Origin of the sequence: Pseudomonas sp. TNT3 (genome assembly GCF_010095445.2) — a bacterium.
In the GTDB taxonomy this organism is placed as follows: Bacteria; Pseudomonadota; Gammaproteobacteria; order Pseudomonadales; family Pseudomonadaceae; genus Aquipseudomonas.
The window spans coordinates 35660-58124 of record NZ_WFGV02000020.1 but is presented as its reverse complement, the minus strand read 5'-3'; the positions used below and the strand labels follow the sequence as shown (position 1 = coordinate 58124).

Below are 22465 nucleotides of genomic sequence, written 5' to 3'. Positions count from 1 at the left end.
CAACCAAGCGGTTGCTTGGTTAACTATTTGAGGACAAAAACTGGATCAACGGATTGCAGCCTGAGGTAACGCCTACAGGGAAAATACCAGGCGCTGCCGCAGGGTGGATCTTTCAACGTTCAAGGGTGCTTGATGCCATTGAGCTTCATTGCGCCCGCCACTGGCAGGTCACCCTCAAGCTCTGCAAGGCCCGCGGTTTTCACCGCTTCGGGTTCCTGAACATGACCGTGCTGCAAATAACCCAGCAGATTGCCCACCAGCGGGTTATGGCTGACCAGCAATGCGTAGTCCACGGAGACCAACTGTTCGGCCACCGCTTGAGGGCGGTTGTCGGGGGTCAGCCATTCGACAGTACGGATCTCAGGCTCGAACCCCAACGCTTCGCGAACCAGCATTGCCGTCTCCTGCGCTCGCAGGTAAGGGCTGGCATAGATCGCTGAGATTGGCTGGCCAATCAACTTGGCAGCGCTGCGCAGCACTTCTTCACGACCATGAGCGGTCAGTGCTCGCTCGGAATCTGGCCGCGTGCCATGTGGCTCGGCTTCACCATGACGCAATACCCAGAGTTTCATAGTTTGGGTTCCTCATCTCGGACCGGGTGCGGTGCTGGCGGCACGGCGTGCGGCGCTTCACCTTCCGGAGTACGCGGCGTTGGCCAGTCGGCGAACGGCCAGGGTTTCTGGTCGCTGTGGAAGCTGCCGAAACGACCAATCTGCGCCAGAAACTGGCTCAGGCTGTCGCCGAAGTTCATCAGGCTGGCGCTCGGGGCACCATAGATCAAACGATAGATCAGCTGGACCAGCACCACGGCGCCCAAAATGAACTGGGCCACTTGCCAGACCAGCACGTAAATGAGCATCCACAAGACGCGCAGCAGGATGGACTCGTATTTTGCTTCTACTTTCGGATCGTTCATGTCTCGCTCCCTGACTCTGTAGATGGGGTCGCTGCGGAAAAATTCAGTTAAAACCACTGGTGGAAATAAAGTCGACGTCGGTTTTCGGTTCGCCGCGCATCAATAGCCCAATGACCTGCTCCAGCGTGCGCCCCTCAAACAGGATCGCATGCAGCCCCGCGACCAGCGGCATATATACCCCCACTTCCTGGGCTTTGGCCTTGAGGACTTTGAGCGTGTTCACACCTTCGGCGACTTCCCCAAGACGCGTCACCGCGTCCTCCAGGCTCAAACCCTGACCCAAGGCGAAACCGACCTGATAGTTGCGGCTTTTCGGCGATGAGCAAGTAACGATCAAATCGCCCACGCCCGCCAGGCCAAGAAAGGTCATCGGATTGGCGCCCTGATTCACCGCAAAGCGGGTCATTTCCGCCAGCGCCCGCGTGATCAGCATGCTCTTGGTGTTTTCGCCCATGCCCAACGCAACGGCCATGCCGGCAATAATCGCGTAGACGTTCTTCAACGCTCCGCCCAGTTCCACGCCGAAGCGGTCGGCGCTGGCGTACACGCGGAAAGTCCGGCCGTGCAAGGCCGCCTGAACGCGCTGGCACAACTCTTCATCTTCGCTGGCGACGACGGTGGCGGTCAGGGCATGTTCGGCGATTTCGCGGGCCAGGTTCGGCCCGGAAAGCACGCCAATGCGGGCTTGCGGGGCGATCTCTTCGAGGATCTCGCTCATCAGTTTGAACGTGTGGGCTTCGATCCCTTTGGTCAGGCTCACCAACAACTTGCCGCTCAAGCGCTCGGCGTGCGGGACCAGTACCGACCGCAACGCGCTGGACGGCAGTGCGACGAAGCACAGGTCGCAGGCTTCCAGCGTGGCTTGCAAGTCAGTGACAGGCTCCACGGCCGGCAGGATCTTGATGCCTTTGAGGTAACGCGGGTTCTCGCGATTGACCCGAATGGCCTCGGCCTGGTCGGGATCTCGCATCCACTGTCGGACCTGGTGCCCGTTCTCGGCCAGAAGATTGGCCACGGCGGTACCAAAACTTCCGCCTCCCAGTACCGCGATTGGGCGCTGTTCAGTCATATGTAATCCGTTTATCCATACAGTGGCGATGCCGGCATTATACGGAGCGTCCGGGTCGCGGCCAGCCCTCGCGACAATTACCCGCATCAGTTGGAAGAAGACCCATGAAACCAGGGAAAATGCCGGCATTGTGACTGGATAATTCAATCGGCTCGGTTACCATGCGCGCCAGTTAATCACTATCAAGGATGTGTTGTGTCAATTGGCGCTACGTCACCTCGCTCGCCGCTGGTCCTGGCGCTGGTCTTCAGCTCGCCCTTGATGGCTGACGACTTGTTCCTCGACAGCGAGCCGCTCCCGCAGATTCTGACGGCGACGCGGCTCAAACAGTCGCCAGCTGCGGTACCTGGCAGCATGACGGTGATCGACAGCCAACTGATCAATGCCAGCGGCGCGCGGGACATCAGTGAGTTGCTGCGCCTGGTGCCGGGGATGATGGTCGGTAACATCAACGGCAATCAGCCAGCGGTGAATTACCACGGCACCAACGCTACCGCAGCGCGACGCATGCAGGTGTTGATCGATGGCCGTTCGGTATACCGCGCAGGCCTGGCTACGGTGGACTGGAGCGACATAGCGGTCGCCATGGAGGACATCGAACGCATCGAAGTATTCCGCGGCCCGAACACCGTCAGCTATGGCGCCAATGCGTTGATGGCCGTGGTCAACATCATCACGCGCAACCCGGCCGACAGCCATGGCACACGGATGAAAGTCACCCGGGGTCAGCGCGGCATCAACGACTTTTACGCCAGCCAGGGCACCGGCTGGGACGGTGGAGACTTGCGCCTTTCCCTGTCAGGCCTGCAGGACGACGGCTTCGACTCGGATCGCAACGGTGCCGATTATCGCGACAGTCGTCGCCTGAACCGATTCAATCTCGCCGTCAGTCAGGCAATCGACGAACGACAAAGCATCGATTGGCAATTGAATGCCAAGGACGGGACGAACCAGCGGCCTTACACCTACCGCCCGGTGTTCTCGGGGATTACCGATGCCGGTGACAATGCCGATGCCATCGCCAAGTCATACGCAGGCTCGTTGCGCTGGAACCTGGACATCAATCCCGATCACAGCCTGTATGTCCAGGGCACAGCCCAGCACTGGGATCGACAGCAGACATGGCGCGCCTGCGATGCCGAACTGTCCTTCAGCCCGGAATTGACCCGGCTCTGGCAGCTCAACCCCAATTACACCGAACGCCTGGCGCGCAATATCGAGCGTTTCACCGGTCAAGGCGCCGCGCCCGGTACCGCCCAGGAACGGGACCTGGCCAATCAAGTGCTGGATCAATGGAAGCACGGGGCCCGCAAGACCTTGTGTGGCGACATCGACCAAAGCTCCCGGGAATCGCGCTACGAACTCGAACTGCAAGACACGCTTAGCCTGTCCGAGAGTCTGCGTCTGGTCAGTGGCATGAACTATCGTTACGACCGGGCCGATTCCGATACCTACTTCAATGGCACGCTCGACGACACCACCTGGCGGACATTTGGCCAACTCGAGTGGCGCGCCACCGAGCACTGGCTGCTTCAGGGTGGAGCGATGTTCGAGGACACACGGTTGAGCGGCAGTTCGCTGACGCCGCGCGTCGCGGTCAATTACCTGATCAATCCGCGTCATGGCCTGCGAGCGGTGTATTCCGAAGCCGTGCGATCGCCGGACATGTTCGAGAACAACGTCAACTGGAGCTACCGGGTGACCAATCTGAAGCCAGGCGCCTACGGACAGTCCAGCGCCCGCTATTTCGTCAGGACCCGCGGCCCCGGTGATCTCGACCAGGAACACATGCGCTCCAGAGAATTGGGCTACAACGGCTATTTCGCCGAACAGGGGCTGGCCGTTGATGTGAAGTTCTTCTACGACGAAATCACCGGCATGATCAGCGAACCCCTGCGCAACAATCAGTACATTGCCAGCAACGCCAACACGGCACGTTTTACCGGGGCTGAAACGCAGTTCGACTGGGACATCAGCCGCTCCGACCGCCTGCGCCTGACCTACGCCTATGTCGACGCCCAGACGAGCAATCCGCTGGATGAGCAACAGACCGCGCGCAACAGTGGTTCCGCCGGCTGGTTGCGTGACTGGGGCAAAGGCTGGAGCAGTGCACTTTTCTACTATGGCGATGACGCACTCAACGGCTACCGCTTCGAGAGGTTCGACGCCCGTATCGCCAAGCGCATCCAGTTCGGCAAGGCTCATCTGGAACTGGCCGGCGTGATGCAGCAGCGCCTCGACCATCAACCCACCACCTTCATCGATAACAATTATGACGAGCGTCGTGTGATGTACTTCAGCGCGGAGCTGGAGTTTTAAGATGTCGCGCTGCCGGCCACGCAAGACGCCAACCTTTGGCCGCCTGCTGGTCGGGTTGTGCCTGCTGTTTGCCGGTCTGCTGAGTCATTTTTCGGCGAACTCTGCCGACATTCTGCTGATCGGCGCAGAGGACAGCCCCGGCATGCAGACCTTCACCACGGCCCTGAAAGAGACACGCCCGCACGACACTGTGCGTTTTGAACCACTGGCCAACCTGTCGCTGCCGGGCAAACTGCCGGTCAATACGCGCTTGATCCTCCTCGACCTGCCGAGCCTGGACTGGCGCCTGCAAGACACCGAGGGGCCGCCAACACTGGTGCTGCGGATCAGCCGTCTGCAAGCGCGTCTTCGACTGGGTACCACCCTGCCTTCGCACCTGAGCCTGTTATGGAGTGATCCTCCGCTGGATCGGCAACTGCGCCTCACACAAATCCTGTTGCCTCAGGCCCGGCGCATTGGTGTCCTTTTCGACCAGCACAGCGCATTTCTACTGAAAGAACTCCGCCAGGCGGCCGTGCCATTGGGCCTTGAGATTGTGGCCGAGCACTGGGACGACACCAATGACAGCCGTCCCTTGCAAACCTTGCTGAAAAACAGCGACGTGCTACTCGGGCTTGACGATCCTGACCTGTACAACCCCAAAACGGCGAAGAACCTGTTGCTCAGCAGTTACACACGGCACACCGCCCTGATTGGCCCCAACGCCGCGTTCGTCAAGGCCGGCAGCCTGGCCAGCACCTACAGCGATCAGAACGACTGGCTGACGATTCTCGACCAGATGCTCGATCGCCCGCCCGCCACGTGGCCGCGCACGCTCTATCCAAATCGCTTCAAGGTATTGAGTAACCCGCAGGTGGCTCGTTCATTAGGTGTTGAACAGATAGATGAAGCTTCTGTCGTAACCCAGTTGGCCGCAGGAGAACGCCGTCCGTGACATTCCACCGTCGTTGGGACATCAACACTCGAACCCAGATCATCAGTCTCGGCCCTGCCCTGTTGCTGACGTTGCTGTTGATCAGCTTCTTCACGTTCGTGCGAATCCAGGACCTGCGCCAGGAGCTCAACCACACCGGACAGTTGATCGCCAACCAGTTGGCGCCGGCCACCGAGTACGGGGTGATCTCGGGCAACAATGAGGTACTCGAAAGTCTGCTCAAGGCGACCCTGGCCACACCCAACGTCCGCTTTCTGGAGGTTCAGGACAGTGCCAACCGGATTCTGGTGTACGTCGAGCACCCTTCGGAAACCCACACTCGCTCGCAACAGGTCGAAGTGTTCCAGGCGCCGGTACGGTTGCAACGGATCGCTCTGAGCACTGATTTCTTCCAGAACAGCCGCGTCGCCAACCTGGCCCCGAACGAGGATTATCTGGGCCGGGTCATCGTGGGGCTGTCCAATGACGCCTTCAGCCAGCGCCAACAGGAAATCCTGCTCAAGGCCGCCATCCTGGCGCTGTTCGCGCTGCTGTTTACCTTCCTGATCGCCCGGCGACTGGCGGGCAGCCTTTCCCAACCCATTCGCGATATCGGTCATGCCGTGAAGGCGATTCAGGACGGCGACTACAAAACCCCGCTGCCCATTGTCGACGACACTGAACTGGGCGCGCTGTCACAGCACATCAACAACCTGGCAAACGGTCTCGAGCAAGCCAGCCGCGAACAGCATCAGGCAATGGCGCAACTGATCCAGACCCGCGAGGAGGCGGAAAAAGCCAACAACGCAAAATCCGACTTCCTCGCGATGATGAGCCACGAATTGCGCACCCCGATGAACGGTGTTCTGGGCATGCTGCAGCTGCTGGAAACCACACAAATGACCGAGGAGCAGGTCGAATATGCGGCGCTCGCCTCGGAGTCCACCGAGCACCTGCTCAAGGTGATCAACGACATCCTCGACTTCTCGCGCATTGAGCGTGCGGAGCTGGACCTTGAACATATTCCATTCAATCTCGCGGACCTGATCAGCAGCTGCGCCCAAGCGTTCCAGCACAGTGCCGTGCAACGCGGGCTCGACCTCTCACTGCAGATCCCCGAGGACATGCACACGCTACAGGTCCAGGGCGACCCGACGCGCATCCGGCAGATTCTGGTGAACCTGGTGGGTAACGCGCTGAAGTTCACCGAGCACGGGCGCGTCAGCATCGAGCCGCAATGGCAGTCGCTGGATCATGAGCTGCTGTGGTTTACCTGCACCGTTCGCGACAGCGGCATAGGGATTTCGGCCGAAAGCCTGGAGCTGATGTTCAACGCGTTTCAGCAAGCCGACAGCTCTATTTCAAGACGCTATGGCGGTACCGGCCTAGGCCTGTCGATTGCCCGCACGCTGGCGGAACGCATGGGTGGCACGTTGCGGGCCCAGAGCGAAGAAGGTTTGGGTTCGGTGTTTACGCTGGAAATTCCACTGGCGCTGTTCAAACAGAAGATGCCAGTGCCAGCGCCGCGAGTACCGGCGGCCAACAACAACGGAAATGGCCGCAATGTACTGCTGGTGGAAGACAACCCGGTGAATCAGACGGTCATCGAAGCGATGTTGCGCAGCCTGGGTTTTACCGTCAGCGTCGCGACCGATGGTGCGCAGGCCGTGCGCAGCGCCGAGAGCCTGATCTTCGAAGCGATCCTGATGGATTGCCGGTTGCCGATCATGGACGGCTACGAGGCGACCCGTCAGATTCGCCAATTACCCGGTTGCAGCGACGTGCCAATAATCGCCCTGACAGCCAACGCTCTGCAGGGCGACCGTGAAGCCTGTTTATCGGCGGGCATGAACGATTACCTGGCCAAGCCCTTCAAACGAACTGACCTACAGCAAATTCTGCAACGCTGGCTGCAGTAGTGCAGGCCTTTCGACCATCTGCGACTGGCGTGAAAGGCGAAAGTGCGGCAGTCTTAGGCACCCGAACAGGCCCGAAAAGGGGCTTGAAAAATAATTTCAGTGCACAAGTGTACATTCATGTCCTTGGCGCTGTGACTTTCACCACAACGCAATAGTCTATGAGTAGGCTGCTGATTCGAGGCATGAACGCTTCGATCGGCCGGGAAGATTCGCCCCACCTGCCGCATGGGATTATTGAGGAGCTCGCATGACCAAACAAAACGCCTTTACTCGGGAAGACCTGCTGCGCTGCAGTCGCGGTGAGCTGTTCGGCCCAGGTAACGCGCAACTGCCCGCCCCGAACATGCTGATGGTGGATCGCATCACCCATATCAGCGAAGAAGGCGGCAAGTACGGCAAAGGTGAATTGGTCGCCGAGCTGGATATCACCCCGGACCTGTGGTTCTTCGCTTGCCATTTCGAAGGCGATCCGGTGATGCCAGGCTGCCTGGGCCTTGATGCCATGTGGCAACTGGTCGGCTTCTTCCTCGGTTGGCAAGGTCTGCCGGGCCGCGGTCGCGCCCTGGGTTCGGGCGAAGTGAAGTTCTTTGGTCAGGTTCTGCCGACCGCCAAAAAAGTTACGTATAACATTCAGATTAAACGCGTCCTGAAGGGCAAGCTGAACCTGGCCATCGCCGATGGTTCGGTCAGTGTCGACGGCCGCGAGATCTACACCGCCGAAGGCCTTCGGGTCGGCGTTTTCACCTCCACTGACAACTTCTAAGGGTTATCCGCATGCGCCGCGTCGTTATCACTGGTCTGGGCATCGTTTCGTGCCTGGGCAATGACAAAGAGACCGTCTCCGCTAACCTGCGTGCAAGTCGCCCTGGCATCCGGTTCAACCCGGAATATGCCGAAATGGGTCTGCGTAGCCAGGTTTCCGGCTCCATTGACCTTCCCCTCGAAGAGCTGATCGATCGCAAGATCTATCGCTTCGTCGGCCACGCGGCGGCTTACGCCTACCTGGCCATGAAAGACGCCATCACCGACTCCGGTCTGACCGATGAGCAAGTCTCCAACCCGCGCACTGGCTTGATCGCCGGTTCCGGTGGTGCCTCCACGCTGAACCAGATGGAAGCACTGGACATCCTGCGCGAGAAAGGCGTGAAACGCGTTGGCCCATACCGTGTGACACGGACCATGAGCAGCACAGTTTCCGCTTGCCTGGCCACGCCGTTCAAGATCAAGGGCCTGAACTACTCCATCGCTTCTGCCTGCGCCACCAGTGCTCACTGCATCGGTAACGCCATGGAACAGATCCAGATGGGCAAGCAGGACATCGTGTTCGCCGGCGGCGGTGAAGAAGAGCATTGGAGCCAGTCGTTCCTGTTCGACGCCATGGGCGCATTGTCCAGCCAGTACAACGAAACCCCGGAAAAAGCTTCCCGTGCCTACGACGCCAAGCGTGACGGTTTCGTCATTGCCGGCGGTGGCGGCATGGTCGTTGTCGAAGAGCTGGAACACGCTCTGGCTCGCGGCGCGAAGATCTACGCGGAAATCGTTGGCTACGGCGCGACCTCCGACGGCTATGACATGGTCGCTCCAAGCGGCGAAGGTGCCATCCGCTGCATGCAGATGGCCATGTCCACCGTCGATACGCCGATCGACTACCTGAACACCCACGGCACTTCGACTCCGGTCGGCGATGTCGCGGAGATGAAAGGTGTGCGTGAAGTATTCGGTGCCAATGCTCCGGCCATCAGCTCCACCAAGAGCCTGTCGGGTCACTCCCTGGGCGCCGCCGGCGTTCACGAAGCGATCTACTGCATGCTGATGATGGAAGGCAACTTCATGGCGGGTTCCGCCAACATCGACGAACTGGACCCGGAAGTGGCTGACATGCCAATCCTGACCAAGACTCGCGAAGACGCCACCATCAACACAGTGATGAGCAACAGCTTTGGTTTCGGTGGCACTAACGCCACCTTGGTACTGAAGCGCTGGGCCGGTAAGTAATACCCGCCCTGCTACGCCGCACATGAAAACGCCCCGACTGGTTCGGGGCGTTTTTTTTGCAAACAGATAAATTCGCCACGGCCCCTGTAGCAGCTGGCGAAGCCTGCGTTCGGCGACGAAGTCGTCGTCAATTCGGTACACGCGGTATGCTTGATTCATGGAGGCGACTGGTTTTACGACGACTTCGTCGCCGAACGCAGGCTTCGCCAGCTGCTACAAGAATCGTGCGTGACCTGCAGTTTTGCTCATTGCCAACATGAAGCTTTTGTCATGAAACTTAACGGCCTGCGACCGAATGTCGCGGATTTGGCGGGTTGAAGGACTTTTGCAAAATCTGCAACTGTCCGTTACGAAATCTGGTCGTTTACTTAGCAAGCTATCCAAACTTATAACAGAGTCCTGCACATGCCTTGGTGCAGGTAACTGAGATTGGAGCTAGCAGATGACTGTAAAAGTAACTGAACGCGACGATTCACATATGTCTCATGAAGGCGTAGCCGCCGGCATCCGTATCTGGGATGTGCACCAACAAGACTTGCTCGTGGGGATGTTCCATTCCGAGACCGATGCCCACAACTACAAATGCGAACTGGAAACACTGGAACAGCAACGTGAACAACTGTCCGCCTAGGACCTGCTCATATGCAATTACAGCATTGAAAACGACAAACCCCGCCAATGAGCGGGGTTTGTCTTTGTGGAGCCTTAAGCCCTTACCACATCAGATCGTCAGGGATCTGATAGGCCGCGTACGGATCGTCTTCGGTCGCTACTTCTTCGGTCTGCACATTCATTTGCACGATGCGCTGTGGATCGCGCTCCTGGATCTTCAAGGCGGCTTCACGCGGGATCACTTCGTAACCGCCGCCATGGTGCACGATTGCCAGCGAACCGCTGCTGAGCTTGTTGCGCATCAGCGTGTTGACGGAGATGCGCTTGACCTTCTTGTCGTCGACGAAGTTGTAGTAATCCTCAGTCGTCAGCTTGGGCAGACGCGAGACTTCGATCAATTGCTTGATCTGCGCGGCACGGGCTTTCGCCTCGGCCTTTTCCTGCTGCTGACGGTTCAACTCCTGGTCGCGCTTGACCTTTTCAGCCAACGCTTCCTGGGCGGCACGTTGCTGCGAGTCGTCGAGTTCGATCTGACCTTTGTGGGCCAGGCGTTGCTGTTTCTGCTTCTCTTTGCCGACCTGTTTGGCCTGCTTCTGATTGACCAGCCCTGCTTTGAGCAACTGGTCGCGAAGGGAAATGCTCATGGTGCTTAATACTCACTTAGGCAACTGCTCAACCGCAGCTGGGCAAATTCTTTTCCTGACGTTTGGCTTCGCCCCACAAGGCGTCCAACTCTTCGAGGGTGCAATCTTCCATGGGACGGTGGGTGTCGCGCAATGCCTGTTCGATAAATCGGAAGCGTCTTTCAAACTTGTTGTTGGCGCCGCGCAGTGCGGATTCCGGGTCGACCTTGAGATGACGGGCCAGATTGACCACGGAAAACAACAGGTCGCCCACTTCATCGGCAATGGCTACCGAGTCGTTGTCGGCCATGGCTTCGAGCACTTCATCAAGCTCTTCGCGGACTTTATCCAGCACCGGCAAAGCATCCGGCCAGTCGAAACCGACCTGCCCGGCGCGCTTCTGCAATTTGGCCGAACGTGACAAGGCCGGCAATGCGGCGGGCACGTCGTCGAGCAAGGACAACTGCTCGGGGGCTGATGACTGCTCGGCCCGCTCCTGGGCCTTGATCTCTTCCCAGCGCTGCTTGACCTGTTCTTCGCTCAGGCGCGGAACATCCAGCGGCGCGTACAGATCCCCGGTAGGAAACACGTGAGGGTGACGACGAATCAGCTTGCGGGTGATGCTGTCGACCACACCGTCGAACTCGAAGCGCCCTTCTTCCCGAGCCAACTGGCTGTAGTAAACCACCTGGAACAGCAAATCCCCCAATTCACCCTGCAAGTGATCGAAGTCACCGCGCTCGATGGCGTCGGCCACCTCGTAGGCTTCTTCAAGGGTGTGCGGGACGATGGTCGCGTAGGTTTGCTTGATGTCCCACGGGCAACCGTACTGCGGGTCGCGTAGGCGATTCATCAGGTGGAGCAGGTCTTCAAGGCTGTACATCAGTTTCTCTCGTTAGAACCGATCTCTGTAGGAGCTGCCGCAGGCTGCGATCTTTTGATCTTGATCTTTTAAATCAAAAGATCGCAGCCTGCGGCAGCTCCTACAGTGGAAACCGACCGCCGCTTTACGGCGTACGGTTACGCCGCGTTTCGATGATGTTCGGCAACTGCGAAATGCGCCCCAGCAACCGTCCCAACGCATCCAGCCCCGGAATCTCGATGGTCAGGGACATCAGTGCAGTGTTGTCCTCTTTGTTCGAGCGGGTGTTGACCGCCAGTACGTTGATGCGCTCGTTGAGCAGCACCTGCGAAACGTCACGCAGCAAACCTGACCGGTCATAGGCGCGGATAATGATGTCCACCGGGTAGGTGAGCACCGGCACCGGGCCCCAGCTGACCTGGATGATGCGCTCTGGCTCGCGTCCGCCCAATTGCAGCACCGAGGCGCAGTCCTGACGGTGAATGCTCACACCGCGACCCTGGGTGATGTAACCGACGATCGCATCCCCCGGCAACGGCTGGCAGCAGCCCGCCATCTGGGTCATGAGGTTGCCGACACCCTGGATCTGGATATCGCCACGCTTGCCTGGCTTGTAACCCGTCGCCTTGCGCGGAATCAGCTCAAGCTGTTCATTGCCACGTTCCGGCTCGACCAGTTGCTGCGCCAGATTGACCAGCTGCGCCAGACGCAAATCGCCGGCACCCAGGGCGGCGTACATGTCCTCGGCGGTCTTCATGTTGGCCTTGTCAGCCAGCTTGTCGAAGTCCACCGCGGGCAGACCGAGACGGTTGAGTTCGCGCTCGAGCAAGGTTTTACCGGCCGCGACGTTCTGGTCACGGGCCTGCAATTTGAACCAGTGGACAATCTTCGCCCGGGCCCGCGAGGTGGTCACGTAACCCAGGTTAGGGTTCAGCCAGTCACGGCTTGGCGTGCCATGCTTGCTGGTGATGATCTCGACCTGCTCACCGGTCTGCAGGCTGTAGTTGAGCGGCACGATGCGCCCGTTGATCTTGGCGCCTCGGCAGTTGTGGCCGATTTCGGTATGCACCCGGTACGCGAAGTCCAGCGGCGTTGCACCTTTGGGCAAGTCGATGGCGTGGCCGTCCGGGGTGAAGATATAGACCCGGTCAGGTTCGATATCGACACGCAGCTGTTCCGCCAGCCCACCGATATCACCCAGTTCTTCATGCCACTCGAGTACCTGACGCAACCACGAGATTTTCTCTTCGTAGTGGTTGGAACCGGATTTGACGTCGGTGCCCTTGTACTTCCAGTGCGCACACACGCCCAACTCGGCCTCTTCGTGCATGGCGTGGGTGCGAATCTGCACTTCCAGCACCTTGCCTTCAGGACCGATTACCGCCGTGTGCAATGAGCGGTAGCCGTTCTCTTTCGGGTTGGCGATGTAGTCATCGAATTCTTTCGGGATGTGCCGCCACAAGGTGTGGACAATGCCCAGCGCGGTGTAGCAATCGCGCATCTCCGGCACCAGCACGCGAACGGCGCGCACGTCATAGATCTGGCTGAACTCCAGACCCTTGCGCTGCATTTTGCGCCAGATCGAATAGATGTGTTTGGCCCGGCCGCTGATGTCGGCATCGACCCCGGTGGCCTGCAATTCGACTTTCAGCTGGTTCATCACATCGGCGATGAAGCGCTCGCGATCCAGGCGCCGCTCGTGGAGCAGCTTGGCGATCTGCTTGTACTGGTCGGGTTCGAGGTAACGGAAGGACAAGTCCTCCAGCTCCCACTTGATGTGACCGATACCGAGACGGTGAGCCAGGGGCGCATAAATGTCGAAGACTTCACGGGCCACACGGTTGCGCTTTTCATCGTCGGCGGTTTTGACCGCACGGATCGCGCAGGTGCGTTCGGCCAGCTTGATCAGCGCGACACGCACGTCATCGACCATCGCCACGAGCATCTTGCGCAGGTTTTCCACCTGGCCTTGAGTGCCCAGCACCAGGGACTGGCGAGGGCTCAAGCTGGCGCTGATTGCCGCCATGCGCAAAACGCCGTCGATGAGTTTGGCGACCACCGGACCGAAGCGCTGGCTGACTGCCGGCAACTGGATCTGGCCTTCGCGCACGCCGCGGTACAAGATTGCGGCGACCAACGAATCCTGGTCGAGTTTGAGGTCGGCGAGGATCTCGGCGATCTCAAGGCCCGTACGGAAACTCGAGGTCCCTTCGGACCATAGATTCTTCGCCGCATTGGCCTGTTGTTCAGACGCGCGGGCGAACTCGCACGCTTCTTTCAAGGCTTCGCGATCCAGTGCCAGATCGACACTGACCGCATGATCGAGCCAAGCCTCGAGATTGATACTGCCGTCGGTGTTGATCGGCTGGTGTGCTCTCACCTGTACCATCTTGCTTACCTTCCCTACGACGCAGATTCAATGCGTCAATCGCTGACCTTCGTTGCCCGCGCGCCCGCGTCGGGGCAGGTGCGCGGCTACACGGGCGGACCAGTCGGACCAGACGAGCATCCTAGCTCGCTTCAAATAACGCCATGGCCTCGACATGTGCCGTCTGAGGAAACATATCGAGAATCCCGGCACGTTTTAACCGGTAGCCCTGCTTGATCAATTCGACCGTATCGCGCGCCAGCGTTGCCGGGTTGCACGATACATATACCAATCGCTCGGCGCCCAGGGACTTGAGCTTGCGCACAACCTCAAAAGCACCGTCACGCGGTGGGTCCAAGAGTACCGCACAAAAGCCTTCGACCGCCCACTCGGCATCGGTCAAAGGCTGGGATAAATCGGCCTGAAAAAAACGAGTGTTATGCAGATTGTTGCTGGCAGCGTTGGCGGCTGCCCGCTCGACCATCGTCTGCACACCTTCTACCGCCACCACTTCACGGACAGCCTTGGCCAAGGGCAAGGCAAAATTGCCCAAGCCACAGAACAGGTCAAGAACGCGTTCATTTGCTTTCGGCTCAAGCCAACTCAGCGCCTGGGCGACCATGGCCTCGTTGACAGCCGCGTTGACCTGGATGAAGTCCCCCGGCCGATACGCCAGATCCAGATCCCACTGTTCAAGACGATAGCCCAGGACTTGATCAGCCTCGACCGGGTAAGGCTCGCCTTCACCGTGAAGCCACAACTGGGCTTCGTGAAAAGCGCAGAAATCCTTGAGAATGGTCATGTCGGCGTCGGACAACGGCGCCATGTGCCGCAGCAGAACCGCCAGCTTCGTGCCGCTAAACAACTCCACATGCCCGAGCGCCTGTGGCTTGCTCAGTCGCCGCAGCATTTCCGGCAAGCGGTTCATGATCGGTTGCAAAGGCTGTACCAGCACCGGGCATTCGTTGATCGCAACGATGTCCTGACTGCCAGCCGCACGGAAACCGACTTCAAGTTTTTTCGCCTTCATGTCCCATCGCACCGCCACGCGGGCGCGACGACGGTAACCGAATTCCGGACCGCTCAACGGCGCTGCCCACTCTTGAGGTTCGACACCGGCAACCTTCAATAATTGCTCGGCGAGCATGCGCTGTTTCAGGGCGAGTTGTTCATCGTGAGGCAGATGCTGCACGCTGCAACCGCCGCAGCGACCGGCATGCGGGCAGGGAGCAGGACGACGCAGTTCGCTGGTTTGAAAAACCCGTTCGGTGCGTGCTTCGACCACTTTGCCGTGGGCACCCAGCACGCGCGCTTCAACTTCCTCACCGGCCAGTGCGCCGATGACGAACCAGGTGCGACCTTCGAAAAATGCGATACCGCGACCGTCATTAGCCAGGCGCTCGATGGTCAGGCGCTGCTTTTTGCCGGTCGGGATTTGTGGGGCCTTGCTGCCGCCAGTCGGCTGGAAACGCAGACCTCTCTCGTGCTTGGCCATCAGTTGGGCGCGTCGAAAATGCCGGTCGACAAGTAACGGTCGCCACGGTCGCAGATGATCGCGACGATCACCGCGTTTTCAACTTCTTTGGACAAGCGCAACATCGCGGCCACGGCACCGCCCGAGGACACGCCGCAGAAGATCCCTTCTTCGCGAGCCAGGCGACGGGTCACGTCTTCAGCTTCGCTTTGGGCCATGTCGACGATCCGGTCCACTCGATCGGCCTGGTAGATCTTCGGCAAATACTCTTGTGGCCAGCGACGGATGCCCGGAATCGCCGAGCCTTCCATCGGTTGAAGGCCGACGATCTGCACGCTGTCGCTCTGTTCTTTCAGATAGCGCGAAACGCCCATGATGGTGCCGGTGGTGCCCATCGAGCTGACGAAATGAGTGATGGTGCCCTCGGTCTGCCGCCAGATTTCCGGGCCGGTGGTGGTGTAGTGCGCTTCAGGGTTGTCACCGTTGGCGAACTGATCCAGCACCTTGCCACGACCTTCGGCCTCCATGCGCTGGGCCAGATCGCGAGCGCCTTCCATGCCTTCTTCCTGGGTGACCAGGATAAGTTCGGCACCATAGGCGGTCATGGCGGCCTTGCGCTCGGCGCTGGAATTGTCCGGCATGATCAGGATCATCTTGTAACCCTTGATCGCGGCGGCCATGGCCAGCGCAATCCCGGTGTTACCCGAAGTCGCTTCGATCAACGTATCGCCAGCGTGAATCTGCCCGCGCAACTCGGCACGGGTGATCATCGACAGCGCAGGACGGTCCTTGACCGAACCCGCCGGGTTATTCCCCTCAAGCTTGAGCAAAAGAGTATTGCTGGTGGCGCCAGGCAGGCGCTGCAAACGAACCAGCGGGGTGTTGCCGACGCAATCGGCGATGGTTGGGTACTGCAAGGTCATGGCGTATTCGCAATCCAGACTGCGGGGGCGCCTATCATACCGGCAAACCTTGCAACCCCATATCACGCAAAGTGCGGTGCTTATGGCTTGTAGGAATAAGGGCGAAGTTTTGTGCGGGATGTGCGGGCCTCATCGCGGGCAAGCCCACTCCCACAAGGTCGGCTGGATCACACAATCCGTGATCGACAGACATTCACCGCGGGGTTGTTCGCGAAGGCGGCATCATTGTCCTCCCCTGCATCAGCCACCAGCCGCACATTCAGCCGCAACCCGGTCCCGGTGTTCTGCGCCCAGATTTCGCCGCCCTGCCGCTGCACGGCATTTCTCGCAATGCTTAACCCCAGCCCAAACCCGCCATTCCCTGGTCTCGAACCGTCGAGCCGGGTAAACGGCAAGAAAATTCGCTCCAGATCGGTTTCAGCCACCCCGCCGCCCTCGTCTTCCAGCCACAAGTGCCAAAATTCGCCGTCACGTCGACCTCCCAGCGTCACTACCCCGCCGATGGGCGAGTGTCGTACCGCGTTGCGCAGAATATTTTCCAGTGCCTGGGCCAACGTATTGAGATTGCCGCGGACCCAGCAAGATGAGTCCACCGTGCACTGCAACCGGGCCATCGACCAACAGCTTTCATAGCAGGCATTTTCCGTGAGCATCTCCCACAACGCCTGGATTTGAATCGCCTCATCGGGTAACGGCGCGCGTTCGGTATCAAGCCACGCCAATTGCAACGTGTCGTCCACCAGGCGCTGCATGCCATCGACCTCCCGGCCTATACGCTCACGCAATTGCGCCAGGCTTTGTTCGCTTTCGCTGGCTACTCGCAGGCGGCTGAGCGGCGTGCGTAATTCGTGGGACAGGTCGCGCAGCAATTGTTGCTGCAAGGCCACCGTGGATTGCAGCCGCTCGGACATGTGGTCGAAAGCCCTGCCCAATTCTCCCAGCTCATCCTGACGATTGGTCGTGCGGCTCGACAGGCGTACACCCAACTGATCGGCACGCCAGGCATTGGCCTGTTCGCGCAGGTTATTCAGCGGAACCACCAATAGCCGATACAACCCGACGCACAGCAGCAGGGTGAACAGCCCCGGGATCACGCCGTTGGTAATCACCCGCCAAAACACCCGGTATTGACCGGGCACAAAGCGTTGGGGCAGTTCGATCACCAGGCTGCCGGCAGAAGAATTTTCTGGAAAGGGGACGCGCATCCATGGCAGTCCTTTCTTGTGGATCGGCCAGTCGAGGCCGCGCAGAAAGGTCAGGTGCTGGACGTCCTTGTCCGATATTTCCTGGCTGCTCAATGATTGCAAGTCACCACTGATGACACCGACCCAGCCCGATTCACGCTGCGGCATGCTTTGCAGAAAGCTATCGACGCCAGCCCGCCCGCCCTGCGTCCAGGCCTGCTCGGCCTCGGCGGCGTAGCGCGTCAAAGTGCCCCGGGCGTCGTCCGAGAGGAATTGGTTGCGCTCCTCCATGTACCGGCCCCAGGACCAACTGAGCCAGATCATCAGCAGACAAAAGGCCACCAGCAGGAAGGCCAGTTTCCAGAACAGGGAATGCCGGCCCGGCAGGTCAGACCACTTCATCGCTGGCACTCAATACATAGCCTTTGCCCCAGACCGTGCGCACTTCGCGCTCGGTATAGCCGATGGCCTTGAGCTTGCGGCGGATCTGGCTGATATGCATGTCCAGGCTGCGGTCATGAGCCGCGTAACCACGTTGCAGGACTTGCTGATAAAGGAAGGCTTTGCTCAACACTTCATCGCCGTTGCGGTTCAGTGTTTCCAGCAACCGAAACTCGCTACGGGTCAGACCGGCCGCCTTGTCGCAGTAGAAGACCTCAAAACACTGATCGTCGAAACGCAGGCTGTCGGTCGCAGGCGCAACGACGATGGGCGCGGGCCGGCGGTCAAGCGCTACACGCCGCAGGATCGCTTCTATGCGTACCCGCAACTCAACCATGCTGAAGGGTTTTGGCAGGTAGTCATCCGCGCCCAGTTGAAAGCCGCTGATGCGATCCGCCTCGGCCCCAAGCGCAGACATCAGCAACACCGGGGTGGAGTGGCTCTCGCGCAATTGTGTCAGCGCTTTCAATCCGTCCAGTCCCGGCAGCAGAATATCCATCAACACCACATCGAACGCTTGCGCGCGCGCCATGTTCAGCCCTTCCTGACCGTTTTTGCACCAGGTCACCTGGAAGCCGTTGCGGCCCAAATGCTCATGCACGTATGCACCGAGCACGAGGTCGTCCTCAATGGCGAGGATGCGTGGATGATCAATAGAGATGGGAGTCATGAGTATCTGCAAATAATTCTCAGTTGGCGATTATTCAAGATTGCCTCGCCTTGGGCAACCCAAGGTTTGCCCAAGACGCCAACAGGCGGTACGGACCGACGACTGACCCGTTCAATTTTACGAAGAAGGGCTGCCTGCAAATCGCTACACTGCGCAGGTGGCGCCTACCGGACGTAAGCGCAGGTCATTTAATAGCTGGATGCAGGAGAGATGCGTGCTCAAGAAACTCGGAATTAAAGGCCGCGTGCTGTTGCTGACCCTGTTGCCGACCAGCCTGATGGCGTTGGTCCTGGGGGGCTATTTCACCTGGATGCAGCAGTCCGACCTGCAGACCCAGCTTATGCAGCGTGGCGAAATGATCGCCGAGCAACTGGCGCCGCTGGTGGCACCCGCCATGGGCCACAAGAACAACGAACTGCTGGAACGCATCGCCACGCAATCCCTGGAGCAACCGGATGTTCGCGCAGTGTCCTTCCTCGCGCCGGACCGTACCCTGCTCGCCCATGCGGGCCCGACCATGCTCAACAAGGCGCCCCAGGGCAACGGTTCGCAATTGCTGCGCCGCAGTGGCAACGATGCGACGCGTTACCTGCTGCCAGTGTTCGGCAAACACCGCAACCTCGCCGGCGATGTGATTCCTGCAGAAGCTGAACGGTTGCTCGGCTGGGTAGAACTGGAGCTGTCACACAACGGCATGCTGTTGCGCGGTTACCGCAGCCTGTTCGCCAGCCTGCTGTTGATCGCTGCGGGGCTGGGCGGTGCCGCGCTGCTGGCGCTGCGCATGGGTCGAACCATCAACCGACCGTTGAGCCAGATCAAGCAAGCCGTCTCCCAGCTCAAGGACGGTCACCTGGAAACCCGACTGCCGCCCCTCGGCAGTCAGGAACTGGATGAACTGGCGTCCGGGATCAATCGCATGGCGGGCACCCTGCAAAACGCCCAGGAAGAATTGCAGCACAGCGTCGACCAGGCCACCGAAGACGTGCGCCAGAACCTTGAAACCATCGAAATCCAGAACATCGAGCTGGACCTGGCGCGCAAGGAAGCCCTGGAGGCAAGCCGGATCAAGTCCGAGTTCCTGGCCAACATGAGCCATGAAATCCGCACACCGCTCAACGGGATCCTCGGCTTCACTCATCTGCTGCAAAAAAGCGAACTGACGCCGCGCCAGCTGGATTACCTGGGCACCATCGAAAAGTCTGCCGACAGCCTGTTGGGGATCATCAACGAGATTCTCGACTTCTCGAAGATCGAGGCCGGCAAACTGGTGCTCGACCACATTCCGTTCAACCTGCGGGATCTGCTGCAGGACACGCTGACGATCCTCGCCCCCGCCGCCCACGCCAAGCAGCTGGAACTGGTGAGCCTGGTGTATCGGGATACGCCGCTGTCGCTGGTGGGCGATCCGCTGCGGCTCAAGCAAATACTGACCAACCTCGTCAGCAACGCGATCAAGTTCACCCGCGAAGGCACCATCGTCGCCCGTGCCATGCTCGAGGACGAACACGAAGACAGCGTGCAATTGCGCATCAGCATTCAAGACACAGGGATTGGCCTGTCGAGCCAGGACGTGCGCGCCCTGTTCCAGGCGTTCAGTCAGGCGGATAACTCGTTGTCGCGCCAACCCGGTGGTACTGGTCTGGGGCTGGTAATTTCCAAACGGCTGATCGAGCAAATGGGCGGCGAGATCGGGGTCGACAGCACACCGGGGGAAGGTTCGGAATTCTGGATCAGCCTGAGCCTGCCCAAGACCCGCGACGACGCCGAAGACCTGCCAGGCCCACCGCTGCTGGGGCGTCGGGTGGCGGTCCTGGAGAATCACGAATTGGCACGCCAGGCCTTGCAGCATCAGCTGGAAGATTGCGGCCTCGCTGTCACGCCATTCAATACCCTGGAAAGCCTGACCAATGGCGTTACCGGTGCGCATCAGACCGATCAGGCGATCGACCTGGCGGTACTTGGCATCACCAGCAACGACATGCCGCCAGAACGCCTCAACCAACACATCTGGGACCTGGAACATCTGGGCTGCAAGGTGCTCGTGCTGTGCCCGACCACCGAGCAGACGCTGTTCCATCTGTCCGTACCCAACCCGCACAGTCAGCTTCAGGCCAAGCCGGCCTGCACCCGCAAACTGCGCCGAGCCTTGTCCGACCTGGTCAACCCGCGCCAGGTGCGTAACGAGCCGGGGGAACCGCTGTCCAGCCGCGCCCCGAAAGTGCTGTGTGTCGACGACAATCCCGCCAACCTTCTTCTGGTGCAAACCTTGCTCGAAGACATGGGCGCCAAGGTGCTGGCCGTGGAAAGTGGATACGCGGCGGTCAAAGCCGTGCAGAACGAGACCTTCGACCTGGTGCTGATGGACGTGCAGATGCCCGGCATGGATGGGCGCCAGAGCACCGAGGCCATTCGTCAGTGGGAAAGCGAGCGGCACTGCACGCCTTTGCCCATCGTCGCGCTGACCGCTCACGCCATGGCCAACGAAAAGCGTGCCTTGTTGCAAAGTGGCATGGACGATTACCTGACCAAGCCCATCAGTGAACGGCAATTGGCCCAGGTGGTTTTGAAATGGAGTGGTCTGGCGCTGCGCAACCACGGGCCCGAGCGTTCCGGTGACGGACATGCTGGTGCACACGAGTTGCAGGTGCTCGATCACGAAGAGGGCCTGCGTCTGGCCGCCGGTAAGGCGGATCTGGCGGCTGACATGCTGGCGATGTTGCTCGCCTCGCTTGAAGCCGACCGCGAGGCCATCCGCTTTGCCCGGGATACCGATGACAACAACGCCTTGATCGAACGCGTCCATCGCCTGCATGGCGCGACACGTTATTGCGGCGTCCCGCAATTACGCGCTGCCTGCCAGCGCAGTGAAACCCTGCTCAAGCGACAGGACCCGAAAGCCTATAGCGCACTGGAAGAGCTTGACCGGGCCATCAACCGTCTGGCCGCGCATGCGCGTATCAATGCTTGATGTAACGTAGGTATTCGCCTAACCGCCGTTCCCTGTAGCAGCTGGCGAAGCCTGCGTTCGGCGGCGAAGCCGTCGTAAATTCGTCAAATGCGGTTCATCTGAAGCACCGAGGTCACCAGTTTTACGACGGCTTCGCCGCCGAACGCAGGCTTCGCCAGCTGCTACAAAAGCGTGAAGCGTGAAGCGTCAAAGCTTGAAAATTTCCAGGAGGACAGCATGCGCACCATTCTTTTCAGCAGCCAGAATTACGACCGCGAGAGTTTTCTCGCTGCAAAACTGCCCGACGGCATCGAGTTGCAGTTTCAATCGGCGCGATTGAGCGTCGATACCGTGGCATTGGCGGAGCATCACGAGGTGGTCTGCGCCTTCATCAATGATGACTTGAGCGCGCCTGTGCTCGAATGCCTGGCCGCCGGTGGTACCCGACTGATCGCCCTGCGCTCGGCGGGTTACAACCATGTCGATCTGGCAGTCGCCAAGCGCCTGGGACTGGCCATTGTGCGGGTCCCGGCCTATTCGCCGCATGCAGTAGCCGAGCATGCGGTGGCATTGATCCTTGCGCTCAACCGTCGTTTGCACCGCGCGTACAACCGCACCCGCGAAGGCGATTTCAGTTTGCATGGGCTGACGGGCTTCGACCTGGTGGGCAAGACGGTCGGCGTGGTGGGCACAGGGCAGATCGGCGCAACCTTCGCGAAAATCATGCACGGGTTTGGCTGCGAGTTGCTGGCCTACGACCCCTACCCCAATCCCGACGTCGAAGCCCTCGGCGCCCGCTACCTGAGCTTGCCGGAACTGTTGGCCCAGGCGCAGATCATCAGCCTGCACTGCCCGCTTAACGAACAGAGCAAGTATTTGATCAACAGCGAGTCACTGGCACACATGCAGCCTGGGGCGATGCTGATCAACACCGGACGCGGCGGTCTGGTGGACACGCCTGCACTGATCGACGCACTGAAGGACGGTCGACTGGGCTATCTGGGGCTGGATGTGTATGAGGAAGAGGCCCAGCTGTTTTTTGAAGACCGCTCGGACCTGCCACTGCAAGACGATGTGCTGGCGCGCCTGCTGACCTTTCCAAACGTGATCATCACGGCGCATCAAGCCTTCCTGACCCGCGAAGCACTGGGCGCCATTGCCACGACCACGCTGCAGAACATCGCGGCCTGGGCGGATGGAAAGCCGCAGAATCTTGTGGCTGCCGGCTGA

The 22465-nt window shown here is 59.7% G+C and carries 18 protein-coding genes; 8 read left to right on the top strand and 10 right to left on the bottom strand.

What is annotated here, in order from left to right; genetic code table 11:
- Positions 1-119 precede the first annotated feature (119 nt).
- The 3 genes from sixA to GBC55_RS14150 are packed head-to-tail and all read right to left on the bottom strand — an operon-like array spanning position 120 to position 1985.
- Positions 120-572 carry a phosphohistidine phosphatase SixA gene (gene sixA / locus GBC55_RS14160; RefSeq protein WP_162437971.1) on the bottom strand — a complete coding sequence of 151 codons (453 nt, stop codon included), beginning with the start codon at positions 570-572 and terminating at the stop codon, positions 120-122.
- Positions 569-916: a DUF4389 domain-containing protein gene (locus GBC55_RS14155; RefSeq protein ID WP_162437970.1), complete on the bottom strand. Its 348-nt coding sequence runs from the start codon at positions 914-916 to the stop codon at positions 569-571. The genes sixA and GBC55_RS14155 overlap by 4 nt, the downstream gene beginning before the upstream one ends.
- A gap of 43 nt (positions 917-959) precedes the next feature.
- A complete protein-coding gene (locus GBC55_RS14150) occupies positions 960-1985 on the bottom strand; it encodes an NAD(P)H-dependent glycerol-3-phosphate dehydrogenase (protein WP_162437969.1) in 1026 nt (341 codons plus the stop codon).
- A 195-nt stretch (positions 1986-2180) separates the two neighbouring features.
- On the opposite strand from GBC55_RS14150, the gene GBC55_RS14145 reads away from it, so the two are divergent.
- The 6 genes from GBC55_RS14145 (at position 2181) to GBC55_RS14120 (ending at position 9762) form a co-directional block, all read left to right on the top strand.
- Positions 2181-4304 carry a TonB-dependent receptor gene (locus tag GBC55_RS14145; protein WP_162437968.1) on the top strand — a complete coding sequence of 708 codons (2124 nt, stop codon included), beginning with the start codon at positions 2181-2183 and terminating at the stop codon, positions 4302-4304.
- A 1-nt stretch (position 4305) separates the two neighbouring features.
- Entirely contained in the window at positions 4306-5238 is a 933-nt protein-coding gene (locus GBC55_RS14140) for an ABC transporter substrate-binding protein (RefSeq protein WP_162437967.1), read from the top strand.
- A complete protein-coding gene (locus GBC55_RS14135; protein WP_162437966.1) occupies positions 5235-7136 on the top strand; it encodes an ATP-binding protein in 1902 nt (633 codons plus the stop codon). The genes GBC55_RS14140 and GBC55_RS14135 overlap by 4 nt, the downstream gene beginning before the upstream one ends.
- A gap of 247 nt (positions 7137-7383) precedes the next feature.
- On the top strand, positions 7384-7899 hold the full coding sequence (gene fabA / locus GBC55_RS14130; RefSeq protein ID WP_010211704.1) for a 3-hydroxyacyl-[acyl-carrier-protein] dehydratase FabA: 516 nt from the start codon (positions 7384-7386) through the stop codon (positions 7897-7899).
- Between the two features lie 11 nt (positions 7900-7910).
- The gene (gene fabB, locus GBC55_RS14125) at positions 7911-9131 is read left to right on the top strand and encodes a beta-ketoacyl-ACP synthase I (RefSeq protein ID WP_162437965.1); all 1221 of its coding nucleotides are present in this window, start codon (positions 7911-7913) and stop codon (positions 9129-9131) included.
- A 442-nt stretch (positions 9132-9573) separates the two neighbouring features.
- Complete coding sequence (locus GBC55_RS14120; protein WP_162437964.1) at positions 9574-9762, top strand: hypothetical protein; 189 nt, start codon at positions 9574-9576, stop codon at positions 9760-9762.
- A gap of 82 nt (positions 9763-9844) precedes the next feature.
- Here GBC55_RS14120 and GBC55_RS14115 read toward each other — a convergent pair whose 3' ends face one another.
- The 7 genes from GBC55_RS14115 to GBC55_RS14085 all read right to left on the bottom strand — a co-directional run bounded on the left by GBC55_RS14115 (position 9845) and on the right by GBC55_RS14085 (position 18288).
- Entirely contained in the window at positions 9845-10387 is a 543-nt protein-coding gene (locus GBC55_RS14115) for a DUF2058 domain-containing protein (RefSeq protein ID WP_162437963.1), read from the bottom strand.
- Between the two features lie 28 nt (positions 10388-10415).
- The gene (gene mazG, locus GBC55_RS14110) at positions 10416-11249 is read right to left on the bottom strand and encodes a nucleoside triphosphate pyrophosphohydrolase (RefSeq protein WP_162437962.1); all 834 of its coding nucleotides are present in this window, start codon (positions 11247-11249) and stop codon (positions 10416-10418) included.
- A 124-nt stretch (positions 11250-11373) separates the two neighbouring features.
- Positions 11374-13617 (bottom strand): GTP diphosphokinase, encoded by a 2244-nt coding sequence (relA, locus tag GBC55_RS14105; protein WP_162437961.1) that lies wholly within the window; start codon positions 13615-13617, stop codon positions 11374-11376.
- Positions 13618-13738: 121 nt separating this feature from the next.
- Positions 13739-15091, bottom strand: coding sequence for a 23S rRNA (uracil(1939)-C(5))-methyltransferase RlmD (rlmD, locus tag GBC55_RS14100; protein WP_162437960.1), 1353 nt, complete (start codon positions 15089-15091; stop codon positions 13739-13741).
- Positions 15091-15993: a cysteine synthase CysM gene (gene cysM / locus GBC55_RS14095; RefSeq protein ID WP_162437959.1), complete on the bottom strand. Its 903-nt coding sequence runs from the start codon at positions 15991-15993 to the stop codon at positions 15091-15093. The genes rlmD and cysM overlap by 1 nt, the downstream gene beginning before the upstream one ends.
- Positions 15994-16160: 167 nt before the next feature.
- Entirely contained in the window at positions 16161-17579 is a 1419-nt protein-coding gene (locus GBC55_RS14090; RefSeq protein WP_162437958.1) for a sensor histidine kinase, read from the bottom strand.
- On the bottom strand, positions 17566-18288 hold the full coding sequence (locus GBC55_RS14085; protein ID WP_162437957.1) for a response regulator transcription factor: 723 nt from the start codon (positions 18286-18288) through the stop codon (positions 17566-17568). Before GBC55_RS14085 ends, GBC55_RS14090 begins: the two co-directional genes overlap by 14 nt.
- Before the next feature lie 214 nt (positions 18289-18502).
- Between GBC55_RS14085 and GBC55_RS14080 the strand changes: the two genes are divergently transcribed.
- Positions 18503-21256 carry a response regulator gene (locus GBC55_RS14080; RefSeq protein ID WP_162437956.1) on the top strand — a complete coding sequence of 918 codons (2754 nt, stop codon included), beginning with the start codon at positions 18503-18505 and terminating at the stop codon, positions 21254-21256.
- A 216-nt stretch (positions 21257-21472) separates the two neighbouring features.
- Positions 21473-22465 carry a 2-hydroxyacid dehydrogenase gene (locus GBC55_RS14075; RefSeq protein ID WP_162437955.1) on the top strand — a complete coding sequence of 331 codons (993 nt, stop codon included), beginning with the start codon at positions 21473-21475 and terminating at the stop codon, positions 22463-22465.